This window comes from Photobacterium sp. HL06 (assembly GCF_059552575.1).
The window spans coordinates 2,505,374-2,523,735 of sequence record NZ_CM183915.1 but is presented as its reverse complement, the minus strand read 5'-3'; the positions used below and the strand labels follow the sequence as shown (position 1 = coordinate 2,523,735).

The following is an 18,362-nucleotide window of genomic DNA, read 5'->3' as shown; positions in this document are numbered from 1 at the left end:
CTGCCTAACTAATACCTAGGATCTGGAGTCGCACTCAGTGTTCTAACAATTGCTTTGGGAGAGAGCACTTCAACCCGCCGATTCTGTCGTCTTTCCATTTCCGTCGAACCTTGTGCTATCCGCTCGCTATTTCCTGCCGCTACAATCTGAATTCTTTCTTCTTCGACACCAAAGACAGATGAGATGTATATTGCAACGCTAAATGCCCGTTCATAGGATAGGATCACATTGTCTTCTTCATTACCACTATCATCACTGTGTCCGACAACCACGATAAAGCTATCAGGGTGCTGCCTGAGCCTTACTGCAATAGGATCTAGCCGAAGCTGGTTTACGGCATTAAGCTCATATTTGTCTTTTTCAAAATAGAGCGTTTGCCGCATTTCGGGTATTTCTGTGAGCAGTATTTTGGCATTTGGAACAACTGAGGTTGTGGTCGTAGATTGCTGACCTGCAGCATTACTAGTGACGTTGTCACCTCCATTGCCGCAACCTGCCAATAAAAGACCAGTTAGCAGTAACGGAATTAATCTACGATACGGGGTATTGTTGCACGCCATCAGTCAACCTAAAGCTAGAAACCACTACTTTAGGTTTAGAACATTTGCCTAGAATCACAACTGTATAGTTGAGATTGTACTGTTTCGCTTATCGTTCAATAACAGGGTTAGGATTACGATACGGTGGCACCGCCATACGTTCAGACATGAAGTCAATAAATGAACGTACTTTGGGGGCGAGATATTTGCGTCGCGGATAAACAGCATAAATGGGCAGTTCTACATCAGCCTTCCATTCAGGCAGTAGTTGAATAAGTTTGCCGGTTTCAAGTTCATCTGTCATAAGGTAAGTAGCTAAATAGGCGATTCCAAGTCCAGAGAGCGCAGCATCAAGAACAGCAGGAGCGTTATCGATACGGTAACTGCCTCTTGCACGGATAGATTGTCTTACACCATCACGGGTAAATTCCCAGTTAACGTATTTTCTTTCTCGGCTCTGGTAGGTAATGCAGTTATGTTTACGTAAATCACTTGGTACATTAGGAGTGCCATGCAGCTCAAGATAAGCAGGTGATGCAACCACAACAAATTTACAGTCAGCTAGTTTACGAGCCACCATGCCTTCAGGTGGATGTTCGTGAATAGCGACCCAACAATCGAAACCTTCTTCTAGGAGGTTAGGGCGGTGATCAAATAAGCTTACTTCTAGCTCTAAATCCGGATGGGCTTTTTGGAACTCTGCCAATGCTGAAGTAATAGTAGCATTACCAAATGACTGCGCGATCCCAACCCGAAGCACACCTTTAATCTCATTTCGGTAACCCGCCACCATAGCTTCTGCTTCATTAACAGTATCAAGTAGCTGCTGCCCATATTCAGAGTACTGTAAACCAATATCTGTTAATGCAACTGCACGAGTGCTCCGTTGAACCAGCTGACAACCTAAACGCTCTTCTAAAAAGCGGATCTGTTTACTAACTTGCGATTTTGAGATCCCAAGGCGTTCTGCAGCGCGCGTAAAGTTTTGCTCGTGGCCAACAGTCGCGAGGATAACCATTTGTTGAAGATTTTCTAGCATAGGGGAGAACCGTAAAGAAACAACACATAAAGTATACCATTGATTACTAACTGGTAAATAAGCAAGGTTTCACACTGTGACAATGTCACTAGCAATTTGATGCTTTCTCACGACAACATCTCTTGATCTGCAAGCTTTCTATTTGAAGAAAATTAGATCTTTTCTTATGTTTTAAGATCAGACAAGAAACCCGCCATAACACCACCTCTAGCATATTCTCTGGGTCAGCGCCTTGAGCATTGGAAAAGCCCGCTCGTTAATGAATTTATTAACTCTTTAAATACAACCACTTAAAAGCTAGTTTCCTGCCGTAAACAATGTGGTGACACATAATGTAATAAACTTTCAGCTGAGTGCTTGGTTAGCTTTTTGTGCTGATCATTAGTGATCTTCCATATTATTAATAAAATTAATGTGTATGATTAAATTGAACGATTTAATTAATTATGCTGATTGCAATAAGATGAAGCCTCATTAGGAGGTTTTATGTTTAAAGTGTTATGGCAGTTCTTTGTTTTGGGTCTATACAGTTTTGGGGGACCTGCAGCCCATATAGGTTATTTTCAGCGAGAATTTGTTCAAAAAAAGAAGTGGTTAAGTGATCAGGATTTCACCCATGCTGTTGCTTTGTGCCAGTTTCTTCCCGGCCCTGCAAGTAGTCAGCTGGGTATGTATATTGGCTACAAAAAGGCGAGTTACTTAGGGGCAGCTGCAGCTTTCGTCGGTTTTACCTTGCCGTCATTTTTGATACTGACATTGTTAGCAATTGGAAATCAGCAATACAATGATGTTGCCTTCATTGATACCATTATCCAGGCGGCAAAATTACTGGCTGTCGTCGTGGTTGCTGATGCTTTATGGGGAATGGCAAAGAAGAACCTGACCAGTTTGATGACGCTGAGTGTTGCGGGTTTGACAGCTACCAGTGTGTATTTCAGTTCAGGCTTAATTGGGCAAATACTTCCGATTCTTTGTGCGGCACTGGTCGGCTATCTGTTATCGTTTAAAGAAGGATCAGGTCAAAGACGTTCAACAGAAAATGCATTGATCCGGCCGAATATAGTGATATTAGGCATTTTCATTACGCTGTTACTGGTGATGCCACTGACAGCAGGGCAGTCAGACCTTTTAGGACTGTTTAATGTCTTTTATCAAGCTGGTAGCTTTGTCTTTGGTGGTGGGCATGTCGTGTTGCCCTTATTAGAGCCAATGCTTGATGGTATGGTGGATAAAGATACTTTTCTGAGTGCTTACGCCTCTGCTCAGTTAGTCCCTGGACCTATGTTTACTATGGCAAGTTATTTGGGTGCTTCTGCAATGATTGATAGCCCTGTATTAGCTAGCCTTGTAGCCACTATTGCTGTTTTCTTGCCAGGAAGCCTTTTGTTGTTTGCATTCCTGCCTGCGTGGAATGCCTTGGTTAACCATAGTCGGTTGAAGTCATCAATCTTACTGGTTAATGCAAGTGTAGTAGGGTTGCTGGCAAGTGCGTTTGTAAAGCCTGTTTTGCTCACTTCAGTCGGGACCGTTTTCGATGTAATCGCGGTGGTTGTGGGTTATCTCCTGCTTAAATACCGTAATTGTCCTGTCTGGTTACTGATTTTGTTGTTTAGTGGCTATAAGTTTTTCCTTTAATCACTGATCAATCATAGCGGCTGTGTTGGCCGCTATTTTTATTTGACCTAACGCACTATAACTTTATGACGTAAAACCTTAAAAAACATCAGTTCCGTATTCGTTATATAAATAAATATTCTGCATTATTGAGCTTTTTAGGATAAACCGCTCTGCTTATCAAAACGATTAAGCTAATGTTAAGTCTATCTTGCTACTGTCTTGTTATTACTTATATATTCAGAACACACCAATGACAGTAAAAAAAAAGGTTCGCCCGAACCTCACCAATTATGATGTACTTGAATTCATTCAGGAAGAATTACGCCAATCAGAGAAGCGTATAGTCAGAAAAGTGATTTTCACCGTTTCTTCGGGTGTTTTAACGGTATTGCTACTCATCGTTATGGTTATTACAACACAAGGTAAAACTGTACGTGACTATGCTGCAGAAGCCATGAAAAAAGCATTTGAAGCTGAGCGGGCTGTTCATATTATTGATGAAGCAGCAGGGACCAACTTTCTTGAACAGTCGAAAAAAGAACCTAAATAAGTAACGGAAGGGCTCAGGATGAACCCCTAGATTTAAACCAATCCAAATTTATGGTAAGCGATTTGGATTGGCTCAAACCTTTTACGATTTGGATTACATCTGAATAACGAGCGAGTGGTTCTTGATCAAGAGTTCAGGTCGAGCTGTTTTCAATAGCGATTGCTTAGCGTCTTCTTTATCTAGGCGGTATACAGGCTGGGTAAGAATAAACTGTCCAACCATTTCAACAATCGGTGTAAGAAGTTGTTTGCCGGCAAAACTTGTTAGCTCATCAGGTGACAACTCCAGTGATTCAACTTCAAGATCGTTGAGGAATATGGCACCCTCATCCTTATCGTAATAGGGCACAGCACTAAAACTGACGTCGATTGCTATATCTTGTTGTGGTTGGCCGGAAATCATGATCTTAGCTTGAGATTTTGCATCTAGATTGACCCGATCATCTGACACTCTACCTATACCAACCTTAATGTCGCTAAATTTTACGTTTGCATAGGCTAAGCTTTTAATCCCAACAGTTCGTTCAAAAGTTGCACGACTATCCAGGTAGTCTTGAATCTCTCCTTCAGTTACGCTGTAACTAGCGCAGGAAGATAACATGAAGACTATAAGAAGCAAGGTGATTATTTTCTGCACTGAAAACCTTCCGGATTTGTTTTAATATCGTTTAAGTATCAGCAATCTAACCACACTGTGCCACTTCAGTTGGGAAAATAATCAGAAACAATATTTAAATTCTTCTTTATACAGCTCATCCAGTTTTTTCCGATACTTTACGCCTTGTTTATTGGTGTATTTTTGACGCATTTTGCTTTGAATCTTTTCAATCTTGGCCTGAGTTTTTACACATTGTTCATGTTTCTTGCTCTTTGCCATGACTGCAGCTGAGGAACTAAGTATCAAGAAGAGTATAGAACCTATAACTATTTGTTTCATAGATATGCCGATAGTATGAATGTGATAATGAAATTATAGAAAATATATCTACTTTCAATTAGTTAGAATCTGATGATTTCGAGGTGGTGCTCAATCTGAGCTAGCAATAAACAACGCAATTACTTGGAGGGAACAGCTTGATCAGAAATGAGCGCTCAAACAACTTGAGCACTCATATAGTGAGGTTAAGCGATTTCAGAGAATAGTAGTTCAAGATCATAGTTGTTTCGTTTTAATGTGTTTTTCAGTTTGTTCAAAGAGCTTACCTGTAATTGACGAATACGTTCCCGGGTTAAGCCAACTTCATCTGCTACCTGTTGTAAGGTTTGTATTTCATGGCCTAATAAACCAAAACGGCGGCATATGATCTCTCGATCTCGCTCATTGAGGCAGTCAAGCATAGAGATAGCTAGTTTACTTATGTCTTGCTTATTGATTGCAGTATCAGGTTGCGTGGATGTGTCATCTGCAATAAAAGCTGAGATTGTCTGAGAGTTAGTATCTTCAGTAATGGCCTGATCAATAGACATGACTGGCGCATCTAACGCTAGAACGCCGGAGATATCATCAACGGTACGTTCGAGTTTGTCAGCAATATCTTCGTGAGTAGGCTCCTGGTTTGAGCTCTTCATCAACTGCTTGTGGGTACGTAGAATCGTATTGATTTCTTTTGAGACATGCACCGGAAGGCGAATAGTACGGGCCTGGTTGTGAATAGCACGCTCGATAGTCTGTTTAATCCACCACGTGGCATATGTGGAAAAACGAAAACCTCGCTCTGGATCAAACTTCTCTACCGCTGTAATTAAACCAATATTTCCTTCATCAATTAGGTCACTCAGAAGCATACCGCTACCACGATATTTTTTCGCAATACTAACAACTAACCGAAGGTTACTTTCTATCATTGTTGCTTTTGCTGATTCATCACCTAACAGGCTTTTACGACTATATTGAATTTCATCACTTTTCGACAGTAGAGGTTTCTGCGCAATATCCTGTAAATATAAGTGTATGACATCTGTTTCAAATCCATGTGCATCTTGCGGTCTGATATCCATACCATTTCCCTCAATAATTTTTGTAACAATATTTTTATACTTATTTTCTTATACACAACCACACTATCATACACATGTTGCATATTCTATTCGATAACACACAAGATATAGCAAATAGGTATAACTATTTGTTATTTAGCACCGGGGTAGTAGTCAATTCTGAGTTCTATTTATGTAGCTAATGAACTGCCTTGATATGTATGCATTAAGGGCATATTACTCTGCACACTTCAATAAAATCAAAGTTTTATAATCTCAATATGGGGGAGGGACCGGGAAATGATAATGCTACAATATATTCAAACTTGGCATATAGAGCGTTCTCACATTTTAGTGACGGTGTGACCTTTTGACGTGTTACTTTATTAAGCCAACTATCAATTTAAATTGATTTATTAATCAATAGGGACTTGAAACGTATTAAAATAAAATCTGATAAATGATTGATATAATATGTTTCCGCTCAATAATACCCCCCGATAATTGAATGTTAATGTACTATTGGTAATGTCAATCTAATTACATTTTTATAGAACATGTTGCCCGTGAGACGATATTGTGAATATTCAACACTTTAACTGGCTCTGTATTAGATTGGTTAAGATTTTAGATTAATAATCACATCGACATCAGTGACAGCGTCACATATCTGAGAGTCTGCATTTATAAGTGGTTTTCTTCAGTAATTCATCATGCTTATGGTTTTGTTATTGAATGTATACTTTGTGGTTCATCAGAACTAACTATTTGTAGATAAGGCGTATTTGATATATTGATATCAGCATCATCTATCTCTACATCATAGACTTCAATGGAAGCATCAAACTCAGGAACACTTGGATCTTCTGTATACTCACCTATTGATGCAAAGGTATAAGCTGCCAGCAACATAGCCAGTGTAAATATTCCACGCATAACCTAGCCTTTCTTTTTTATTTTATGCTATCAGCATAGTCAACATAATAGTGATACATTGTTCTTTTTTTAATACGACAGACTTCACGGAAGGGCGATTGTGCGCAAAATATAATAGGCGAGGGAAGCATTACGAATAATGCTCACTTACAAAGTTAGTTACGATGTCACTTGTGCTTATGTGATCCTGTAACGTTACTGAGGCGAATGAAACTAAATGCTTCACATGGACAATATTACTATCAGAGTAGCTACTTTCGAAGACAAAGAACCATTGTACTCTCTGATCACATCAGACGAAGAATGGACCAAATTCAATGGGCCATACTTTCCTTATTCAACACCAACAGCTGAAGAATTTGAATCTGGTTTATTCAAGCGACTTTGTGATGGGACAGATGCTCTCGTGATTGACTACGAAGGAGATGCTATCGGTAGTGTTTCTTATTATTGGGAAGATGAAAGGACAAGGTGGTTAGAGGTGGGCGTTATCATTTATGACAGTCGTTTTTGGAGTAAAGGTATTGGACGAAGAGCCCTAATTCCATGGATAACACACTTGTTTAACACATTAGAAATTGAGCGAGTAGCATTAACAACTTGGTCAGGTAATCCAAGGATGGTGGCGTGCGCAAAATCCATTGGCATGACGCTTGAAGCACAACTCAGAAAAGTACGTTACTTCCAAGGGCAATACTTCGACTCAATTAAACTAGGTGTCATTCGTGAGGAATGGTTTAGATCCATACACTCAAAATGCTGATGTCAGGCGCCAACACTCAATCGCACCAAAGTCTTGTTGACGTTTACCTCTAGAGCAAGATCGGACGATCGAAAAACAGCATGGTGGTCACTGTAAAAAGCCGTCGGTTTACCATGTTGATTGATGTATTCGCGAGTAGCGACCATGTAGTCAAAGGCGGATTCGGTCTCACTAAAACGCAGGTTCATCAAACGCCCGGTGACGTTGGGAACGGAAAGCACAAAAAGCCACTAAAGGTAATTTGTGAAGAGGTTACCGAAATAGTAATACGACCGGGAAGGCAACCGGGTACCCATGGCAAGATTTTAAGGCTAGGACGCAAGTACGGCCTTCACTCTATCAACATGTTCCAACGAGGGCAGGAAGTCTCGAAAACCATTATTGATAACTGCCAGTATGCCTGTGTGATGATGCAAGAAGCCGATGATAGTGCGCAGTACTTGCAGCAAAAGACAGGGATACCCGCTAGTGAAATCATTCCATTGGTAAAACTCGAATACCTTTTACAAGATGGTAAAGAGGGCAAAAGGGGATAATAAGGTGGTGATATAAAGTGTATTAAAAGTCAGGCCCCTCTGTCAGTTTTTTTTACAACTCATCAGTGATTTTCTACATAAGATATTGATATATAAGTGTGGCATAAGCTTTGCTTGTGTTTTCCCACGTGACATTATATAGGGTGTAAATATGAAACGAACATATACTACATTATTTTTTTTGTTAATATCCGGAATTTCAAGAGCAGATGTTATTAGCTTTGAGTTCACTGAAGATAATATTTACGAGGTAAGTTTTGATGATGGGGTGATTTCAACACCCTCGTCGTTCTTTACTGAAATAGAATATCTCCTTCCATTTTTTGACCCTTCATTGGGGCAATTAGAACAAGTGTCCCTTGATTATAGAAATTCAACCTTTGTTAGTACTTCAGTTAGCGAACCTATTGAGGGGGATATTTATGATTCTTTCTATGCGACAACAATCGATATTAATTTTGATTTTGATACTTCCGCTGATTACATCATAAATTTTGCTGGGATTTCTGGTTCTATAGTTCAGTGTACGGGTGATTTTTCTAATAATTGCGAGCAGGATACCTCTATTCTGCATGATATCAATAATAGTCAAACTTTCAATGCTCCAGACCAATTAAGTTATTTTACTGGTGTTGGTAATTTCACCTTTCAGGGTACTCAAACGGCTGAATTTATCGCTTCTGGTTCGGGGTCTGGATTTTATAGCGCTATCAGTGACACAAACATTTCTGACCCTTTTCCATTAGGTGCTTATAGTCAAGTCACCTATACATATACCCCCATTCCTGAGCCCTACACATCTGCAATGTTTATTATCGGCATACTCCTTTTGAGAACGCGATATCACCACTAATTGTATTAATACTTTTCCGTTAGCCGTTGTTAGAGACAATACCTTTTAAACGGTCAAAGATTATTATGAGTTTAAACCTTGACCCGAGTGCCATCAGAGTGATGAAAGTAGTATCATTGCCTGTGTGATGTTGAGGTTTTTCCCTCTTAAAGCTTCCTCTGTAAGTGACGTAAATCCCATTACTGAAAGTCCATAAAGCTATAGCCTTACGGGCTTTTTTCGTTTGCCTAAAAACCAAATCGCTTGCTTTCCTGTTGGTGTTTATTTCAAGCCATAACCAACAACACGCTCAATAAAACGCATATCGGTGATCATGAATATTCCATTTACAGCCGTGCTAATAGCACTGGTGTGGTTCCTAAATAGCCAGCGAAAAGGACAAGTTATGAACAAGCAGCGTGTGGCTCGCGGGATCCGCAACAATAACCCGCTCAACATCGAATACAGTTCGCGCAACAACTGGCGCGGGTAGGTCGGCTCTGACGGCCGTTTCGTTATCTTCGAAGATGACAAATACGGTTTCCGGGCGGGTGCCCGCGTCCTGCGTAGCTACCAGCGCCGCGGCATCAACACGATTCACAGTATCGTGCACACCTTTGCCCCAAGCAATGAAAACGAAAGCGACCATTACGCCAACATGGTTGCCGAGTGGACGGGGTATGGCAAGCACACCATGCTTGATGTCCGCAACGACGACACAGCCGCGGTACTCATTAAAGCCATGGCACGGATGGAAGTTGGCCACCGCTACGCCATGAGCGAAGTGATGAAAGGAGTGAAACTGGCATGAGTCCCGGAACCAAAAGCATTGTCACCAAAGTTGCAATTAGTATCGCCGGGATGGTTCTCGGCGCGTACACCGTTAAATTTCTACGTTCACAAGGATTGTTATGATTGATTTCAAAGGGCTTATTAACCTAAAAGAGCCAAGCACCAAAACCGGATTGATGTTGCTCGGCAGTGCGGCCGTTGGCCTGATAACCGGGAACAGCGAGTTAGTCACCGTCACCTTAGGCGAAACTGGCACTCAACTTGGCGGCACAATTCCGGTGATTGCTGCGGTTTTAATTGGGCTATGGGACACGGTTCGTAAGGAAAAAGGCTAGGGGGTACGGATGGATGTTTATCAAACTGTGCTGGTAGCTGCGGCGACTGGTTTTTTCTCTGCTTTTGGTACAGGGATAGCGATGAAAACGGATATCGCTTGGATAAAAAAAATTTTAGAGGCATATGATGTAAGAATAACAAGGCTTGAGAAAAGTTAATAATTACTCGAGTTTCACTAAAATATATGTCTAATGTATCATTGCGGTAACTATCTGAAGCAAAAGTATTTTTATGGAAAATGTAACGGAAATTATGGACACTGTCAGTAAGCATGTTAGGGAGAAGTTAAACAGCCCATTGATTGCCCCTTTTATTTTTTCATGGTTCGCATGGAATTATAAATTTCTAATTATCTTTTTTGGTACTGGCTCGTTTACCAAAAAGCTAGACAAACTCGACGGCTTATATGTTGATATGGCAGATAAAGTGTATCACTGGGTTGTGTATCCTCTTGGTGCAAGTGTTCTATTTGTCTTATTTTTTCCATTATTATCCATCTTATGCAGTGGTGCTGTTGATGCATGGGGGGGATTAAGGAAAGTCATATCTGAAAAAGTTTTTAGAATTCAAGTATCTTACGCACCAAGAGAAAGGATTGAGTCTTTACTAAGAGATATCAGCATCCTTGAAAAAGATGGCAATGAGTGGCGGACTCAGATTCTAGCTCTCAAAGACCAACTATCAGAGAAAAACGAGCTAATTGAATCGTTAACCCAGGACATAACTAATTTAAAAGACGATAAAAAAAGAATCAATGCGAAAGCCGAATCATTAACGAATGAAAACACGAACCTCAAATTACAGCTAGAATCTGAGGGTAAGAATCATACTAAGTCATTAGAACGCATGATGAGCGAGCTAGAACAAAAAACAAAAGAAGCTCGCCTTATGTCAAAAGAAGTTAAAAAACTAGAAAGATCATTCGACGCCATGAATGGTAAGTTAGCTCTAGGCAAAGGGGTTGGCCTAAATAATTACGATGCGCTAGCTGCAGACAAGGGAAGAGACCTAAATTATTACGATGCGGCGGCTGCTGACAAGGGAATAAACCTAAATAATTACGATGCGCTGGCTGCTGACAAGGGGATAGACCTAAATAATTACGATGCGCTGGCTGCAGACAAGGGAATAAATCTAAATAATCACGATGTGCTGGCTGCAGGCAAGGGAATAAATCTAAATAATTACGATGCGCTGGCTGCAGACAAGGGAATAGACCTAAATAATTACGATATACAAACTGCAAATATAGAAGTAATTTCTGGATTGGATGGGAATCCACTTTTAAAAGAAAGCAACTCACATAAAGAAAAGATAGTGGATATAATTAATCGATATAACAAAGATTAACCCAAACAGCAAAAAGCCCGCAGTTGCGGGCTTTTTCATATCCAGAGGCTAGGGAACTTACTTGGTTCGCTTGGCCTGAGCCTTACGGTACAGCTTCTTTTTCGCCTTGGTGACCGTGTCACTTTGTACTTCCTTGACCCGGCGGCCGCCACGGAACGGCAGTGGCGTCACCACATTGGATCGTACCGGGATGTAGTCTAGCTCGTACATCCGTTTTAGCGCGTGGTACTCATCAACGCGTTCTGCCCACGAATCCAGCTCCTTGGGACTGAACCGACGGCCAGTGGGCGTAATAATCACCGCGTAATCCTCATCGACATGAAAGCCACGCCAGCGGCGTATCATCCGGCAGGTAGCCACGGGCCCGGATAATCAGCAGCTTTTCGGCCATCGGGTTGACGTCCATCCAGCCGGACAGCCAGCGCTTGACGGTCACCGGGTTGACATGAAACCACGCGGCAGCCTCGGCAATAGAATTGAAATGGCGCCAGAACAACTTCACAAACGATTCATGCAGCATGATGTACCTCGCAAAAAATTCACACAGTTAAAAATTTTTTCCGATGGATAACGCAGGCAATGATTGATGCTGGCGATGAAAGGCAGACAACGGACACCAGCGCCACAAAGCACACGTTTCGGCACGGACCAATCTAACCGGATTGGAAGCGGCCAAAAACCACCGGAGTTGAGTTTAACTAACTGTTTCCAGAGACTTTTTTTACGGAAATCGATGAAGGTTTCGCGGCTGACCCAAAGATGTTAAATCATAACCCTTCTGTTTATCCCATTTTAAAGTGTCCTGTTTCTTTCCCAGATTAAAATGTCTCCTTTCAAGGTAGTTCATCCTGTTCCGAAACTGACTGTAGAGTAGGGAAGTCAGCCTTTCTTGGTGCTCGGTTTGAAGTCTTCAGGGTGTATCAGAACCGGGTTAATGGCGCGGAGTTGCTGTTGGGCCCGTTGTTGGGCGGTGCGCTTTGGCATTCTTTTATTGCGTTCGCGTTTACCTTGCTGCTCGAGTTCATCTTGCTTGGCCTGGACAAATTTGAGTACGGCGCCGAGCCGCTTATGATCAACAATACTGCCTTGGTCAATCTTCGCCAATTTATCAAAGACTTTAAAACTGAGTTTTCGATGGCCGTACTGGATGGCAATCGTACCATCAGGATAATCCAAAACTTTTACCGCCTCTTGTGCCAGCCGGCTATTTTCTTCTGTAGGATCGATCAGGTAGAGAACCTTGTCGTACTGAAAAGTCAGTGATTTCGATAGCTTACGTACTTCGTGCCAGGCAAAGATATCGTCCAAATCTTCCGGTGTTTCTCTGATGATGCGATGCATGTCTTTGGGGTAACGGGCAGGTTTAGCAAACCGGCGGTTAAAGTCTGTAATGAAATCGGGCAGCCAGGTATTTGCTTGCTCAATCGTATCAACACCCTGGAGGCGCATTTCTTTGATTAAGCGATCCTGTAACGTTTTGTTCGCACGTTCGACGCGGCCTTTGGCTTGTGAGCTATTGGCACAAATCAGTTCAATGTTTAAGTCGTTTAACACCCGGCCGAACTGGGTCAGTCGATCCGTTTGAGCATCACGCTTGCTAACATGAAATACAGCATGGCGATCACTGTAGAAGGCCGTTGGCTTACCGTGCTGTTCAATGTATTCGCGAGTAGCGACCATGTAGTCAAAGGCGGATTCGGTCTCACTGAAACGCAGGTTCATCAAACGCCCGGTGGCATCATCGATGTAGACCAGCAGGCAGCATTTAGGGCTGCGTCCTTCAAACCAGTCGTGGTGGGAACCGTCGATCTGAACCAGTTCGCCCAGGCAATCGCGACGATGACGAGGCTGATAGACACGAGGCTTTCGCTTAGCATGGGGAACCCAGAGGCCATCGGCAATCATCCATTGGCGGAGAGCTTCAACTGAGACGTGAATGCCATGAAGCTCTGTGAGTTTCTCATGAGCCAGAGTCGGCCCGAAGTCAGCGTAGTATTCGTGGATTAAGGCGAGTACTTGTAATTTTAATTTATCATCATGTCGATGATTGCCGGGTTGACCACGCTTTAATGAAATTAAACCGCTTGAACCAAATTCCACAAAACGCTTTACCAAGCGATAAACTTGCCGGGTACTCAAACTGAGAATACGGGCAGCTTCAACACCAGTTAAGCGTTTGTCACAAATGTCTTGGACGAGTTTAATCCGCAGTAATTCATCATCAGTCATGGTCAGCAACATCTCATTGGCTCCAGGTAACACACTAGGTAAATGGTGCTCTGAAGTTAGTTCAACATGACATTTCTAACTGGCTCAAACCTGACACTTCTAAATGGTTCTTACAACATCAGTACGCATTATGTACCGTATGGTTAAGCTAAATTAGGCAGGAGTGCCTTGTTGTAAGGCGTTGATTATGCGTGGGTTTTCATATTTGTCTTTGAGTATTCCGTAAACTACCTTTTGATCATCAATTCCAAGTAAATCAGCCACTTGGAACACAACCTCCCAATCCATCAAGGATTTACGTTTCATCCAGTTACTAACTCTAGCACTACTTACGCCCAATTTCTTAGCCAATTGATAGTCAGACTCCAAGCTGTACTTGGTTTTAACCATATTCAACAGTTCAATTGTGTAAGTCATAAGTAAGCCGTTCCTAAGTCCCTGTTTGTTAAATAATAGGCGATCAAATTGCCATTTCCCATAGCAACAGCCAGTTGCCAGTAACAGAAATTTGATATTAACCTATATGCATACGAGAAACTTGCTTATTGGGAGATAAGATTATGGATAATCAACAACATATTGTCACCAGCCCGATACATCGGCCCTGTCCGGATATGGCAGGCTGTTCCAACCCCGACCCGAAACTCACCGAAAAATCCCTCGTAACCGTACGCCGACTGCGCCAGAAATTCGGCCTAAAAACCACCGCCCAACGGCTCGAACGCCAACGTGAATATCTCACTGAATTGGCTGCCTATCAGTTTAACCGCGATTTGCTGGCAGGAGGTGCAAAATGAGCACTTCTATGGAGTGGTATTCCAATGCGGGTGCAACGGTTAACAAGCCGTTGCCATTTACCCCGGAATCAAATTTCTATCGCGCCGTTTCTCAATGCGTCAATTTCGCAGGCAATGAACCGAGTTACATGCGCTCTGTATTAGCAATTATCCCGGTGGACGACAACCGCCGTTTGGTGGTGATGTCATGACTAGTAACCAGATCCCAAAGCAAGTGACCAAAGCCCCTTCGGGGGCGGCGGTTTCGTCGATGCCGCTGCATGAAGTGGTGATCCCGTTAGACAAAGCCATTACAGCCGAGCATCTAGCCTTGCTAGCCCAACTCGAATGTATCAATTCCGTTCAGCTTGCCAAGAGAAGCCGTTTAAGTGGTCAACGGGAAAATGCCGTCTTTCTGCTCAATGATGCTGCGGAATACCGCCGTATTTTTCAGGCATTTCGCCAAGCGGTTGATGTGATGGGTGGCCTGTAATGAATCACCATCTTTGTCACCTACTTAAAAAAGAAATTCGTGCCAGCTTAGTGCTGGCTCGGAATTACCGCCTAGCAGGTGAGCGCCGGGCGGCCATCCAGTTTATGAATGACGCGGCCAATAGTCGCCGAGAGTTAGCGGGGTTGCTCTATGCTCCGTACTAATGATCTGCTGTATGTGGCAGGTGCCGTCCAGCCACATGACAAAACCGAAGCCGCGCTCAGTCGCGGTTTTTTAGGTTCCGATTTTCAGCGTAAAAATCATTATGAAAATCTGGCTGCACTAAACAGTTTATTTGCGTATGAGCAGGTTAAGTATGCCAGCTCTTTGCCGGAAGTTAATGCCGATGAACTCATCCGCGAAGCGGCGGAACGCAGTGACGAAGAGAATAGTCTTGTCCAAGGGCGCAAAAGTCCGACACACCCACAACAAGCCCAGCTAGACCGCATACTACGCCAACAGAGAAAGCTTGAGCGGGGCGATACAGAATTTGCCAGCACCGAGGCTTTCTACAATCACGACACACTGTACACGCTTACAGACGATTCTGAGCGCAGAGAGTTATCCACAGTGCGGCTGATGAAACAAGATTGGTCAGGCCGTCTTCGTATTTTGCACCATACCCAGACCCGACCGGGTGACGCGCCTGATCCTCAAAGCGGTGAACGCTACACCGAAAAGCTAACCAAACGAGCCGTCACCAAAATTTTTGAATCGGGTGCCTATGTGGCGGCCTGCCATGATGGCTTCACCACCTTTTTGACTCCAACATTTAGCGCAGAGCAGCGAGAAAAAATCTTCTCCGGTGAAACCACTATTGGCAAAGAAGTCTCCCGTTTTCTGGATGGCCTAAAAAAGATGTATCAGCGCGGCTGGCATGGCATTGATAGCAATGAGGAACCGTTTGAACTCGACGGTCATGACAGTGACTTTCATTACATCTGGGTGGCAGAGTGCCCGGCCAATGAAGACGGTGAACCCAACCCGCATGTGCATATTTTGCTGAACTGGACGGTTGAGAAAGATTACTTTCAAGCATGGGCTGCCCGTATCGAAAATATCTGGGGGCATGGGTTCGCCAAGCTAGAAAAAATCAGGCATCCCAAAGCTGCGGGTTTTTACATCATCAAGGCTGTTGGTTATGCTGCCAAAGGTGACAACGCCACTCAGGGTTTAATCAAAGGGAACCGCTATAACATTGCCCGTTGTAGCCGGGCTCCAGGATGGGATTGTTTAGCCAGTTTCGAGGCCGACAACATGGCTGCCATCATCAAAGAGTTGGGCTACCGCCTTGAGCAATGGCGCAAACCATTAGACCGCCGCCTTTACCGCCTGCAAAAACAACATGACCAAACCGTTAAGGCCAAAGCCATCGCTAAAAAGGCCAATAAATCAAAAGATGAAAAGCAGCGATTAACAGCAAGGCTGGCGCGGTTAGAGGCCCAACAGAAGGCAATCCGTGACCAAATAAAAAGCCGAGGTGTTCATGCCAGTACTAAGAACATTTTCTGCCTGTCATTCGATGGTGAACAGGCCGAAGACCAAGCCTATGATTTTCTGCTTTGGGCAGCAGGTGCCCGTAATTGGTCAATGGTACCCAAAGCAGAAGATACCGAATACATGCAGTCAGTTACCGAAGCCAGAGCAATCGCCCGACAAGAGTACGCCAAACAGTACCAACAGTTTCAGATTAAACGGGCATATTGGCGCAGTGTGTTAACTGACCCGTTTGCTCAACCCATGGAAGGTGATCCCGAACTCGAATTGTCACGCTCGATGACGGTTCGGGAACAATACGAATCCCTGCAATTAGCAGCTTAAAAGGAACCGAAATACGAATGGAACTGCAAAAAATCACCGCCGAGTTGCAACAAGAACTCGATAAGGCCAAAGGAAATATGTTCATTGCCAAAGTGATGGCACCGCTACGGCTAGTACTGGTCTGGATGAATGGTGTTAACCAAAAACTGATGGAATTGGAGCAAGGGAGGAAACATGGCTGATGTAATCCCCGTTCGTACCTCGACGAACAAAGTATTAGGAATTAACCGTTGTGAGTGTGGCTGTGTCCGTACCATCCACCGTGCCAAAGGCAAGCGGGCTAAGTTCCTGTATTCAATTTGTGATGATTGCGGTACCAATCAACAGACAGGGAAATTCTGGCAGGACAAGTTTAACCAGCATTACCCGACAGTTGAGGCATTGCAGGAGGCGGAGCGCCAAACCAAAGAACCGGAGCAAAGCGAACCGGAACCCGTTGCCAATATTGTTGAACCCGAATCTGTGCCAACGGAAACCGAAACACCACCTGAACCCGAGCCAGAAACGAAGCCAAAAGCATGGCGTATGATCCTAACCGGGATTGTGCTTGGTGGCTTAACTGGCGGTGTCATTACCCGTTTATCGTAAACAACCCAAAGGAATTGGAATGGAAACTGAAAACCTAGCCGTAAACGATGGCGAATATAGCGAAAAACCGGACATCGAAACTCATTCAGAGCAGGACGAAAAAGCGTTCTTGTCCACACTGGATGATGACAGCCACGACTTTGACCCGTCATCAGTACAGTCAAAAGAGCAAGACAAAAAAGCCGAAATTGAAGCCGCGGCCGGAGTGGTCTTTATTGGCCTGATGACCGTCGAGCAAACCATGAAAACCATGGTTCACCCTGAATTCAAGTTCGACCCTGACCAGTCTGAGGCAGTGGCCTACAAAGTGGCACCATTGATTGTGAAATATGGCGGCAACCCACCACCGTGGTTGGCGGCCTACATGGATGAAATCATGGCTGTAGCCGCTATAGGCATGTTGGGGCTAAGTAGCTTCATGCAGGTCAAGCAGTTGAAGGCTGCTGATATTGAAGCCGCGAAGCAGAAAGCCAAGAACGCAGCCAATGATGACCAGCAACAGGAGGCCGCTTGAAACTCCAACCTATCAACCAAAACAATGCGCTAGATAATCACCATGCGTATGCGGTTGGTATGTCAGGCTGCGGGAAGACTTCCGCAGCCAAAAAGCTATTTATCAAAACCGCCGACCAAGTGGCGATTTTTGATCCGCTCAATGACTACCAAGGCAAACTCGCCGGGCGTGTCGTTCGCAGCTATACCAAACTTAAGGACTTTGCTGCTGCATTGATTGCTGGGCGTAAAACCAATCAGGGTTTCAAAATTGCTTACACGCCTAAGCATGAAACCACCGAGGCCGACTTTGATAAATTCTGCTCTGTGGTTTGGGGCGTCGGGAACGGCAAGCACAAAAAGCCGCTTAAGGTGATTTGTGAAGAGGTTGCAGAACATAGCAACACGACTGGGAAGGCTACGGGCTATCACGGTAAGATTTTGAGGCTAGGGCGCAAATATGGCCTACATTCGATCAATATGTTCCAGCGTGGGCAGGAAGTCTCAAAAACTATTATTGATAACTGTCAGTATGCCTGTGTGATGATGCAAAAAACTGATGATAGTGCATACTATTTGCAAAGAAAAACAGGAATACCCGCTGCTGAGATAATTCCATTAGAGAAACTCGAATACGTCCTGCAGGATGGCAAAGAGTGGGAAAAAGGGGTGATCCGGTGGTAACAGGATAGGGACG

Annotated in this window: 29 protein-coding genes and 1 pseudogene; 18 read left to right on the top strand and 12 right to left on the bottom strand. The window is 43.6% G+C overall.

The window, feature by feature from the left end; genetic code table 11:
* Positions 1-8: 8 nt before the first annotated feature.
* Together AC51G0_RS29525 and AC51G0_RS29520 are read right to left on the bottom strand one after the other, a co-directional pair.
* Positions 9-560 (bottom strand): OmpA family protein, encoded by a 552-nt coding sequence (locus AC51G0_RS29525; RefSeq protein WP_496303089.1) that lies wholly within the window; start codon positions 558-560, stop codon positions 9-11.
* Positions 561-648: 88 nt separating this feature from the next.
* Positions 649-1,578, bottom strand: a complete 930-nt coding sequence (locus AC51G0_RS29520; RefSeq protein WP_496303088.1) for a LysR family transcriptional regulator — start codon at positions 1,576-1,578, stop codon at positions 649-651.
* 486 nt (positions 1,579-2,064) lie between these two features.
* Here AC51G0_RS29520 and chrA point away from each other — a divergent pair, with 486 nt between their 5' ends.
* Complete coding sequence (chrA, locus tag AC51G0_RS29515; RefSeq protein ID WP_496303087.1) at positions 2,065-3,213, top strand: chromate efflux transporter; 1,149 nt, start codon at positions 2,065-2,067, stop codon at positions 3,211-3,213.
* Positions 3,214-3,445: 232 nt separating this feature from the next.
* Positions 3,446-3,745: a hypothetical protein gene (locus tag AC51G0_RS29510; RefSeq protein ID WP_496303086.1), complete on the top strand. Its 300-nt coding sequence runs from the start codon at positions 3,446-3,448 to the stop codon at positions 3,743-3,745.
* A gap of 93 nt (positions 3,746-3,838) precedes the next feature.
* Here the strand turns inward: AC51G0_RS29510 and AC51G0_RS29505 are convergent, their stop codons facing one another.
* From AC51G0_RS29505 to AC51G0_RS29490, 4 genes are all read right to left on the bottom strand, one after another.
* Positions 3,839-4,381 (bottom strand): YceB family lipoprotein, encoded by a 543-nt coding sequence (locus tag AC51G0_RS29505; protein ID WP_496303085.1) that lies wholly within the window; start codon positions 4,379-4,381, stop codon positions 3,839-3,841.
* Positions 4,382-4,462: 81 nt separating this feature from the next.
* Positions 4,463-4,681: a hypothetical protein gene (locus AC51G0_RS29500; protein ID WP_496303084.1), complete on the bottom strand. Its 219-nt coding sequence runs from the start codon at positions 4,679-4,681 to the stop codon at positions 4,463-4,465.
* A 185-nt stretch (positions 4,682-4,866) separates the two neighbouring features.
* Positions 4,867-5,742: an RNA polymerase sigma factor RpoS gene (rpoS, locus tag AC51G0_RS29495; RefSeq protein ID WP_496303083.1), complete on the bottom strand. Its 876-nt coding sequence runs from the start codon at positions 5,740-5,742 to the stop codon at positions 4,867-4,869.
* Positions 5,743-6,438: 696 nt separating this feature from the next.
* Positions 6,439-6,657, bottom strand: a complete 219-nt coding sequence (locus AC51G0_RS29490; RefSeq protein ID WP_496303082.1) for a hypothetical protein — start codon at positions 6,655-6,657, stop codon at positions 6,439-6,441.
* A 217-nt stretch (positions 6,658-6,874) separates the two neighbouring features.
* On the opposite strand from AC51G0_RS29490, the gene AC51G0_RS29485 reads away from it, so the two are divergent.
* Positions 6,875-7,420, top strand: a complete 546-nt coding sequence (locus AC51G0_RS29485) for a GNAT family N-acetyltransferase (RefSeq protein WP_496303081.1) — start codon at positions 6,875-6,877, stop codon at positions 7,418-7,420.
* 68 nt (positions 7,421-7,488) lie between these two features.
* On the opposite strand, the pseudogene AC51G0_RS29480 reads toward AC51G0_RS29485, so the two are convergent.
* Positions 7,489-7,620, bottom strand: a pseudogene (locus tag AC51G0_RS29480) (ISNCY family transposase); the annotation flags it as partial.
* Positions 7,621-7,764: 144 nt separating this feature from the next.
* Between AC51G0_RS29480 and AC51G0_RS29475 the strand changes: the two are divergent.
* Complete coding sequence (locus AC51G0_RS29475; protein WP_496303080.1) at positions 7,765-7,956, top strand: hypothetical protein; 192 nt, start codon at positions 7,765-7,767, stop codon at positions 7,954-7,956.
* A 151-nt stretch (positions 7,957-8,107) separates the two neighbouring features.
* Positions 8,108-8,809 (top strand): hypothetical protein, encoded by a 702-nt coding sequence (locus AC51G0_RS29470; protein ID WP_496303079.1) that lies wholly within the window; start codon positions 8,108-8,110, stop codon positions 8,807-8,809.
* A gap of 358 nt (positions 8,810-9,167) precedes the next feature.
* On the opposite strand, the gene AC51G0_RS29465 is transcribed toward AC51G0_RS29470, so the two are convergent.
* Entirely contained in the window at positions 9,168-9,389 is a 222-nt protein-coding gene (locus AC51G0_RS29465) for a hypothetical protein (protein WP_496303078.1), read from the bottom strand.
* Positions 9,390-9,395: 6 nt separating this feature from the next.
* Here AC51G0_RS29465 and AC51G0_RS29460 point away from each other — a divergent pair, with 6 nt between their 5' ends.
* The 4 genes from AC51G0_RS29460 to AC51G0_RS29445 all read left to right on the top strand — a co-directional run bounded on the left by AC51G0_RS29460 (position 9,396) and on the right by AC51G0_RS29445 (position 11,266).
* The gene (locus AC51G0_RS29460; protein WP_496303077.1) at positions 9,396-9,599 is read left to right on the top strand and encodes a hypothetical protein; all 204 of its coding nucleotides are present in this window, start codon (positions 9,396-9,398) and stop codon (positions 9,597-9,599) included.
* Positions 9,600-9,699: 100 nt separating this feature from the next.
* Positions 9,700-9,915: a hypothetical protein gene (locus AC51G0_RS29455; protein WP_496303076.1), complete on the top strand. Its 216-nt coding sequence runs from the start codon at positions 9,700-9,702 to the stop codon at positions 9,913-9,915.
* A gap of 9 nt (positions 9,916-9,924) precedes the next feature.
* Positions 9,925-10,074 carry a hypothetical protein gene (locus tag AC51G0_RS29450; protein ID WP_496303075.1) on the top strand — a complete coding sequence of 50 codons (150 nt, stop codon included), beginning with the start codon at positions 9,925-9,927 and terminating at the stop codon, positions 10,072-10,074.
* Between the two features lie 73 nt (positions 10,075-10,147).
* The gene (locus tag AC51G0_RS29445) at positions 10,148-11,266 is read left to right on the top strand and encodes a hypothetical protein (RefSeq protein ID WP_496303074.1); all 1,119 of its coding nucleotides are present in this window, start codon (positions 10,148-10,150) and stop codon (positions 11,264-11,266) included.
* A gap of 57 nt (positions 11,267-11,323) precedes the next feature.
* Here AC51G0_RS29445 and AC51G0_RS29440 read toward each other — a convergent pair whose 3' ends face one another.
* The 4 genes from AC51G0_RS29440 to AC51G0_RS29425 all read right to left on the bottom strand — a co-directional run bounded on the left by AC51G0_RS29440 (position 11,324) and on the right by AC51G0_RS29425 (position 13,912).
* A complete protein-coding gene (locus AC51G0_RS29440; protein ID WP_496303073.1) occupies positions 11,324-11,566 on the bottom strand; it encodes a DUF3653 domain-containing protein in 243 nt (80 codons plus the stop codon).
* A 10-nt stretch (positions 11,567-11,576) separates the two neighbouring features.
* Positions 11,577-11,786, bottom strand: a complete 210-nt coding sequence (locus AC51G0_RS29435) for a helix-turn-helix domain-containing protein (protein ID WP_496303072.1) — start codon at positions 11,784-11,786, stop codon at positions 11,577-11,579.
* A gap of 359 nt (positions 11,787-12,145) precedes the next feature.
* Positions 12,146-13,495 (bottom strand): ISNCY family transposase, encoded by a 1,350-nt coding sequence (locus AC51G0_RS29430; protein ID WP_496304247.1) that lies wholly within the window; start codon positions 13,493-13,495, stop codon positions 12,146-12,148.
* 153 nt (positions 13,496-13,648) lie between these two features.
* On the bottom strand, positions 13,649-13,912 hold the full coding sequence (locus AC51G0_RS29425) for a helix-turn-helix domain-containing protein (RefSeq protein ID WP_496303071.1): 264 nt from the start codon (positions 13,910-13,912) through the stop codon (positions 13,649-13,651).
* Between the two features lie 143 nt (positions 13,913-14,055).
* On the opposite strand from AC51G0_RS29425, the gene AC51G0_RS29420 reads away from it, so the two are divergent.
* Genes AC51G0_RS29420 through AC51G0_RS29380 form a run of 9 tightly spaced genes read left to right on the top strand, consistent with a single transcriptional unit; the run spans position 14,056 to position 18,349 of the window.
* A complete protein-coding gene (locus tag AC51G0_RS29420) occupies positions 14,056-14,292 on the top strand; it encodes a hypothetical protein (RefSeq protein ID WP_496303070.1) in 237 nt (78 codons plus the stop codon).
* On the top strand, positions 14,289-14,483 hold the full coding sequence (locus AC51G0_RS29415) for a hypothetical protein (protein WP_496303069.1): 195 nt from the start codon (positions 14,289-14,291) through the stop codon (positions 14,481-14,483). The genes AC51G0_RS29420 and AC51G0_RS29415 overlap by 4 nt, the downstream gene beginning before the upstream one ends.
* The gene (locus tag AC51G0_RS29410) at positions 14,480-14,764 is read left to right on the top strand and encodes a hypothetical protein (RefSeq protein ID WP_496303068.1); all 285 of its coding nucleotides are present in this window, start codon (positions 14,480-14,482) and stop codon (positions 14,762-14,764) included. The genes AC51G0_RS29415 and AC51G0_RS29410 overlap by 4 nt, the downstream gene beginning before the upstream one ends.
* Complete coding sequence (locus AC51G0_RS29405) at positions 14,764-14,928, top strand: hypothetical protein (protein ID WP_496303067.1); 165 nt, start codon at positions 14,764-14,766, stop codon at positions 14,926-14,928. Before AC51G0_RS29410 ends, AC51G0_RS29405 begins: the two co-directional genes overlap by 1 nt.
* Positions 14,915-16,585, top strand: coding sequence for a rolling circle replication-associated protein (locus AC51G0_RS29400; RefSeq protein WP_496303066.1), 1,671 nt, complete (start codon positions 14,915-14,917; stop codon positions 16,583-16,585). The genes AC51G0_RS29405 and AC51G0_RS29400 overlap by 14 nt, the downstream gene beginning before the upstream one ends.
* A 17-nt stretch (positions 16,586-16,602) precedes the next feature.
* Positions 16,603-16,767 (top strand): hypothetical protein, encoded by a 165-nt coding sequence (locus AC51G0_RS29395; RefSeq protein ID WP_496303065.1) that lies wholly within the window; start codon positions 16,603-16,605, stop codon positions 16,765-16,767.
* On the top strand, positions 16,760-17,173 hold the full coding sequence (locus AC51G0_RS29390; protein WP_496303064.1) for a hypothetical protein: 414 nt from the start codon (positions 16,760-16,762) through the stop codon (positions 17,171-17,173). Before AC51G0_RS29395 ends, AC51G0_RS29390 begins: the two co-directional genes overlap by 8 nt.
* 19 nt (positions 17,174-17,192) lie before the next feature.
* Positions 17,193-17,687 carry a hypothetical protein gene (locus AC51G0_RS29385; RefSeq protein WP_496303063.1) on the top strand — a complete coding sequence of 165 codons (495 nt, stop codon included), beginning with the start codon at positions 17,193-17,195 and terminating at the stop codon, positions 17,685-17,687.
* Positions 17,688-17,746: 59 nt separating this feature from the next.
* Positions 17,747-18,349: an ATP-binding protein gene (locus AC51G0_RS29380; RefSeq protein WP_496304248.1), complete on the top strand. Its 603-nt coding sequence runs from the start codon at positions 17,747-17,749 to the stop codon at positions 18,347-18,349.
* Positions 18,350-18,362 lie beyond the last annotated feature (13 nt).

What these genes read in the sequence shown, in the direction of transcription:
- AC51G0_RS29525 (WP_496303089.1), bottom strand. Translation starts at nt 560, where the DNA reads ATGGCGTGCAACAATACCCCGTATCGTAGATTAATTCCGTTACTGCTA.
- AC51G0_RS29520 (WP_496303088.1), bottom strand. Translation starts at nt 1,578, where the DNA reads ATGCTAGAAAATCTTCAACAAATGGTTATCCTCGCGACTGTTGGCCAC.
- chrA (WP_496303087.1), top strand. Translation starts at nt 2,065, where the DNA reads ATGTTTAAAGTGTTATGGCAGTTCTTTGTTTTGGGTCTATACAGTTTT.
- AC51G0_RS29510 (WP_496303086.1), top strand. Translation starts at nt 3,446, where the DNA reads ATGACAGTAAAAAAAAAGGTTCGCCCGAACCTCACCAATTATGATGTA.
- AC51G0_RS29500 (WP_496303084.1), bottom strand. Translation starts at nt 4,681, where the DNA reads ATGAAACAAATAGTTATAGGTTCTATACTCTTCTTGATACTTAGTTCC.
- rpoS (WP_496303083.1), bottom strand. Translation starts at nt 5,742, where the DNA reads ATGGATATCAGACCGCAAGATGCACATGGATTTGAAACAGATGTCATA.
- AC51G0_RS29490 (WP_496303082.1), bottom strand. Translation starts at nt 6,657, where the DNA reads ATGCGTGGAATATTTACACTGGCTATGTTGCTGGCAGCTTATACCTTT.
- AC51G0_RS29485 (WP_496303081.1), top strand. Translation starts at nt 6,875, where the DNA reads ATGCTTCACATGGACAATATTACTATCAGAGTAGCTACTTTCGAAGAC.
- AC51G0_RS29475 (WP_496303080.1), top strand. Translation starts at nt 7,765, where the DNA reads ATGTTCCAACGAGGGCAGGAAGTCTCGAAAACCATTATTGATAACTGC.
- AC51G0_RS29470 (WP_496303079.1), top strand. Translation starts at nt 8,108, where the DNA reads ATGAAACGAACATATACTACATTATTTTTTTTGTTAATATCCGGAATT.
- AC51G0_RS29455 (WP_496303076.1), top strand. Translation starts at nt 9,700, where the DNA reads ATGATTGATTTCAAAGGGCTTATTAACCTAAAAGAGCCAAGCACCAAA.
- AC51G0_RS29450 (WP_496303075.1), top strand. Translation starts at nt 9,925, where the DNA reads ATGGATGTTTATCAAACTGTGCTGGTAGCTGCGGCGACTGGTTTTTTC.
- AC51G0_RS29445 (WP_496303074.1), top strand. Translation starts at nt 10,148, where the DNA reads ATGGAAAATGTAACGGAAATTATGGACACTGTCAGTAAGCATGTTAGG.
- AC51G0_RS29435 (WP_496303072.1), bottom strand. Translation starts at nt 11,786, where the DNA reads ATGCTGCATGAATCGTTTGTGAAGTTGTTCTGGCGCCATTTCAATTCT.
- AC51G0_RS29430 (WP_496304247.1), bottom strand. Translation starts at nt 13,495, where the DNA reads ATGACTGATGATGAATTACTGCGGATTAAACTCGTCCAAGACATTTGT.
- AC51G0_RS29425 (WP_496303071.1), bottom strand. Translation starts at nt 13,912, where the DNA reads ATGACTTACACAATTGAACTGTTGAATATGGTTAAAACCAAGTACAGC.
- AC51G0_RS29420 (WP_496303070.1), top strand. Translation starts at nt 14,056, where the DNA reads ATGGATAATCAACAACATATTGTCACCAGCCCGATACATCGGCCCTGT.
- AC51G0_RS29415 (WP_496303069.1), top strand. Translation starts at nt 14,289, where the DNA reads ATGAGCACTTCTATGGAGTGGTATTCCAATGCGGGTGCAACGGTTAAC.
- AC51G0_RS29410 (WP_496303068.1), top strand. Translation starts at nt 14,480, where the DNA reads ATGACTAGTAACCAGATCCCAAAGCAAGTGACCAAAGCCCCTTCGGGG.
- AC51G0_RS29405 (WP_496303067.1), top strand. Translation starts at nt 14,764, where the DNA reads ATGAATCACCATCTTTGTCACCTACTTAAAAAAGAAATTCGTGCCAGC.
- AC51G0_RS29400 (WP_496303066.1), top strand. Translation starts at nt 14,915, where the DNA reads ATGCTCCGTACTAATGATCTGCTGTATGTGGCAGGTGCCGTCCAGCCA.
- AC51G0_RS29395 (WP_496303065.1), top strand. Translation starts at nt 16,603, where the DNA reads ATGGAACTGCAAAAAATCACCGCCGAGTTGCAACAAGAACTCGATAAG.
- AC51G0_RS29390 (WP_496303064.1), top strand. Translation starts at nt 16,760, where the DNA reads ATGGCTGATGTAATCCCCGTTCGTACCTCGACGAACAAAGTATTAGGA.
- AC51G0_RS29385 (WP_496303063.1), top strand. Translation starts at nt 17,193, where the DNA reads ATGGAAACTGAAAACCTAGCCGTAAACGATGGCGAATATAGCGAAAAA.
- AC51G0_RS29380 (WP_496304248.1), top strand. Translation starts at nt 17,747, where the DNA reads ATGTCAGGCTGCGGGAAGACTTCCGCAGCCAAAAAGCTATTTATCAAA.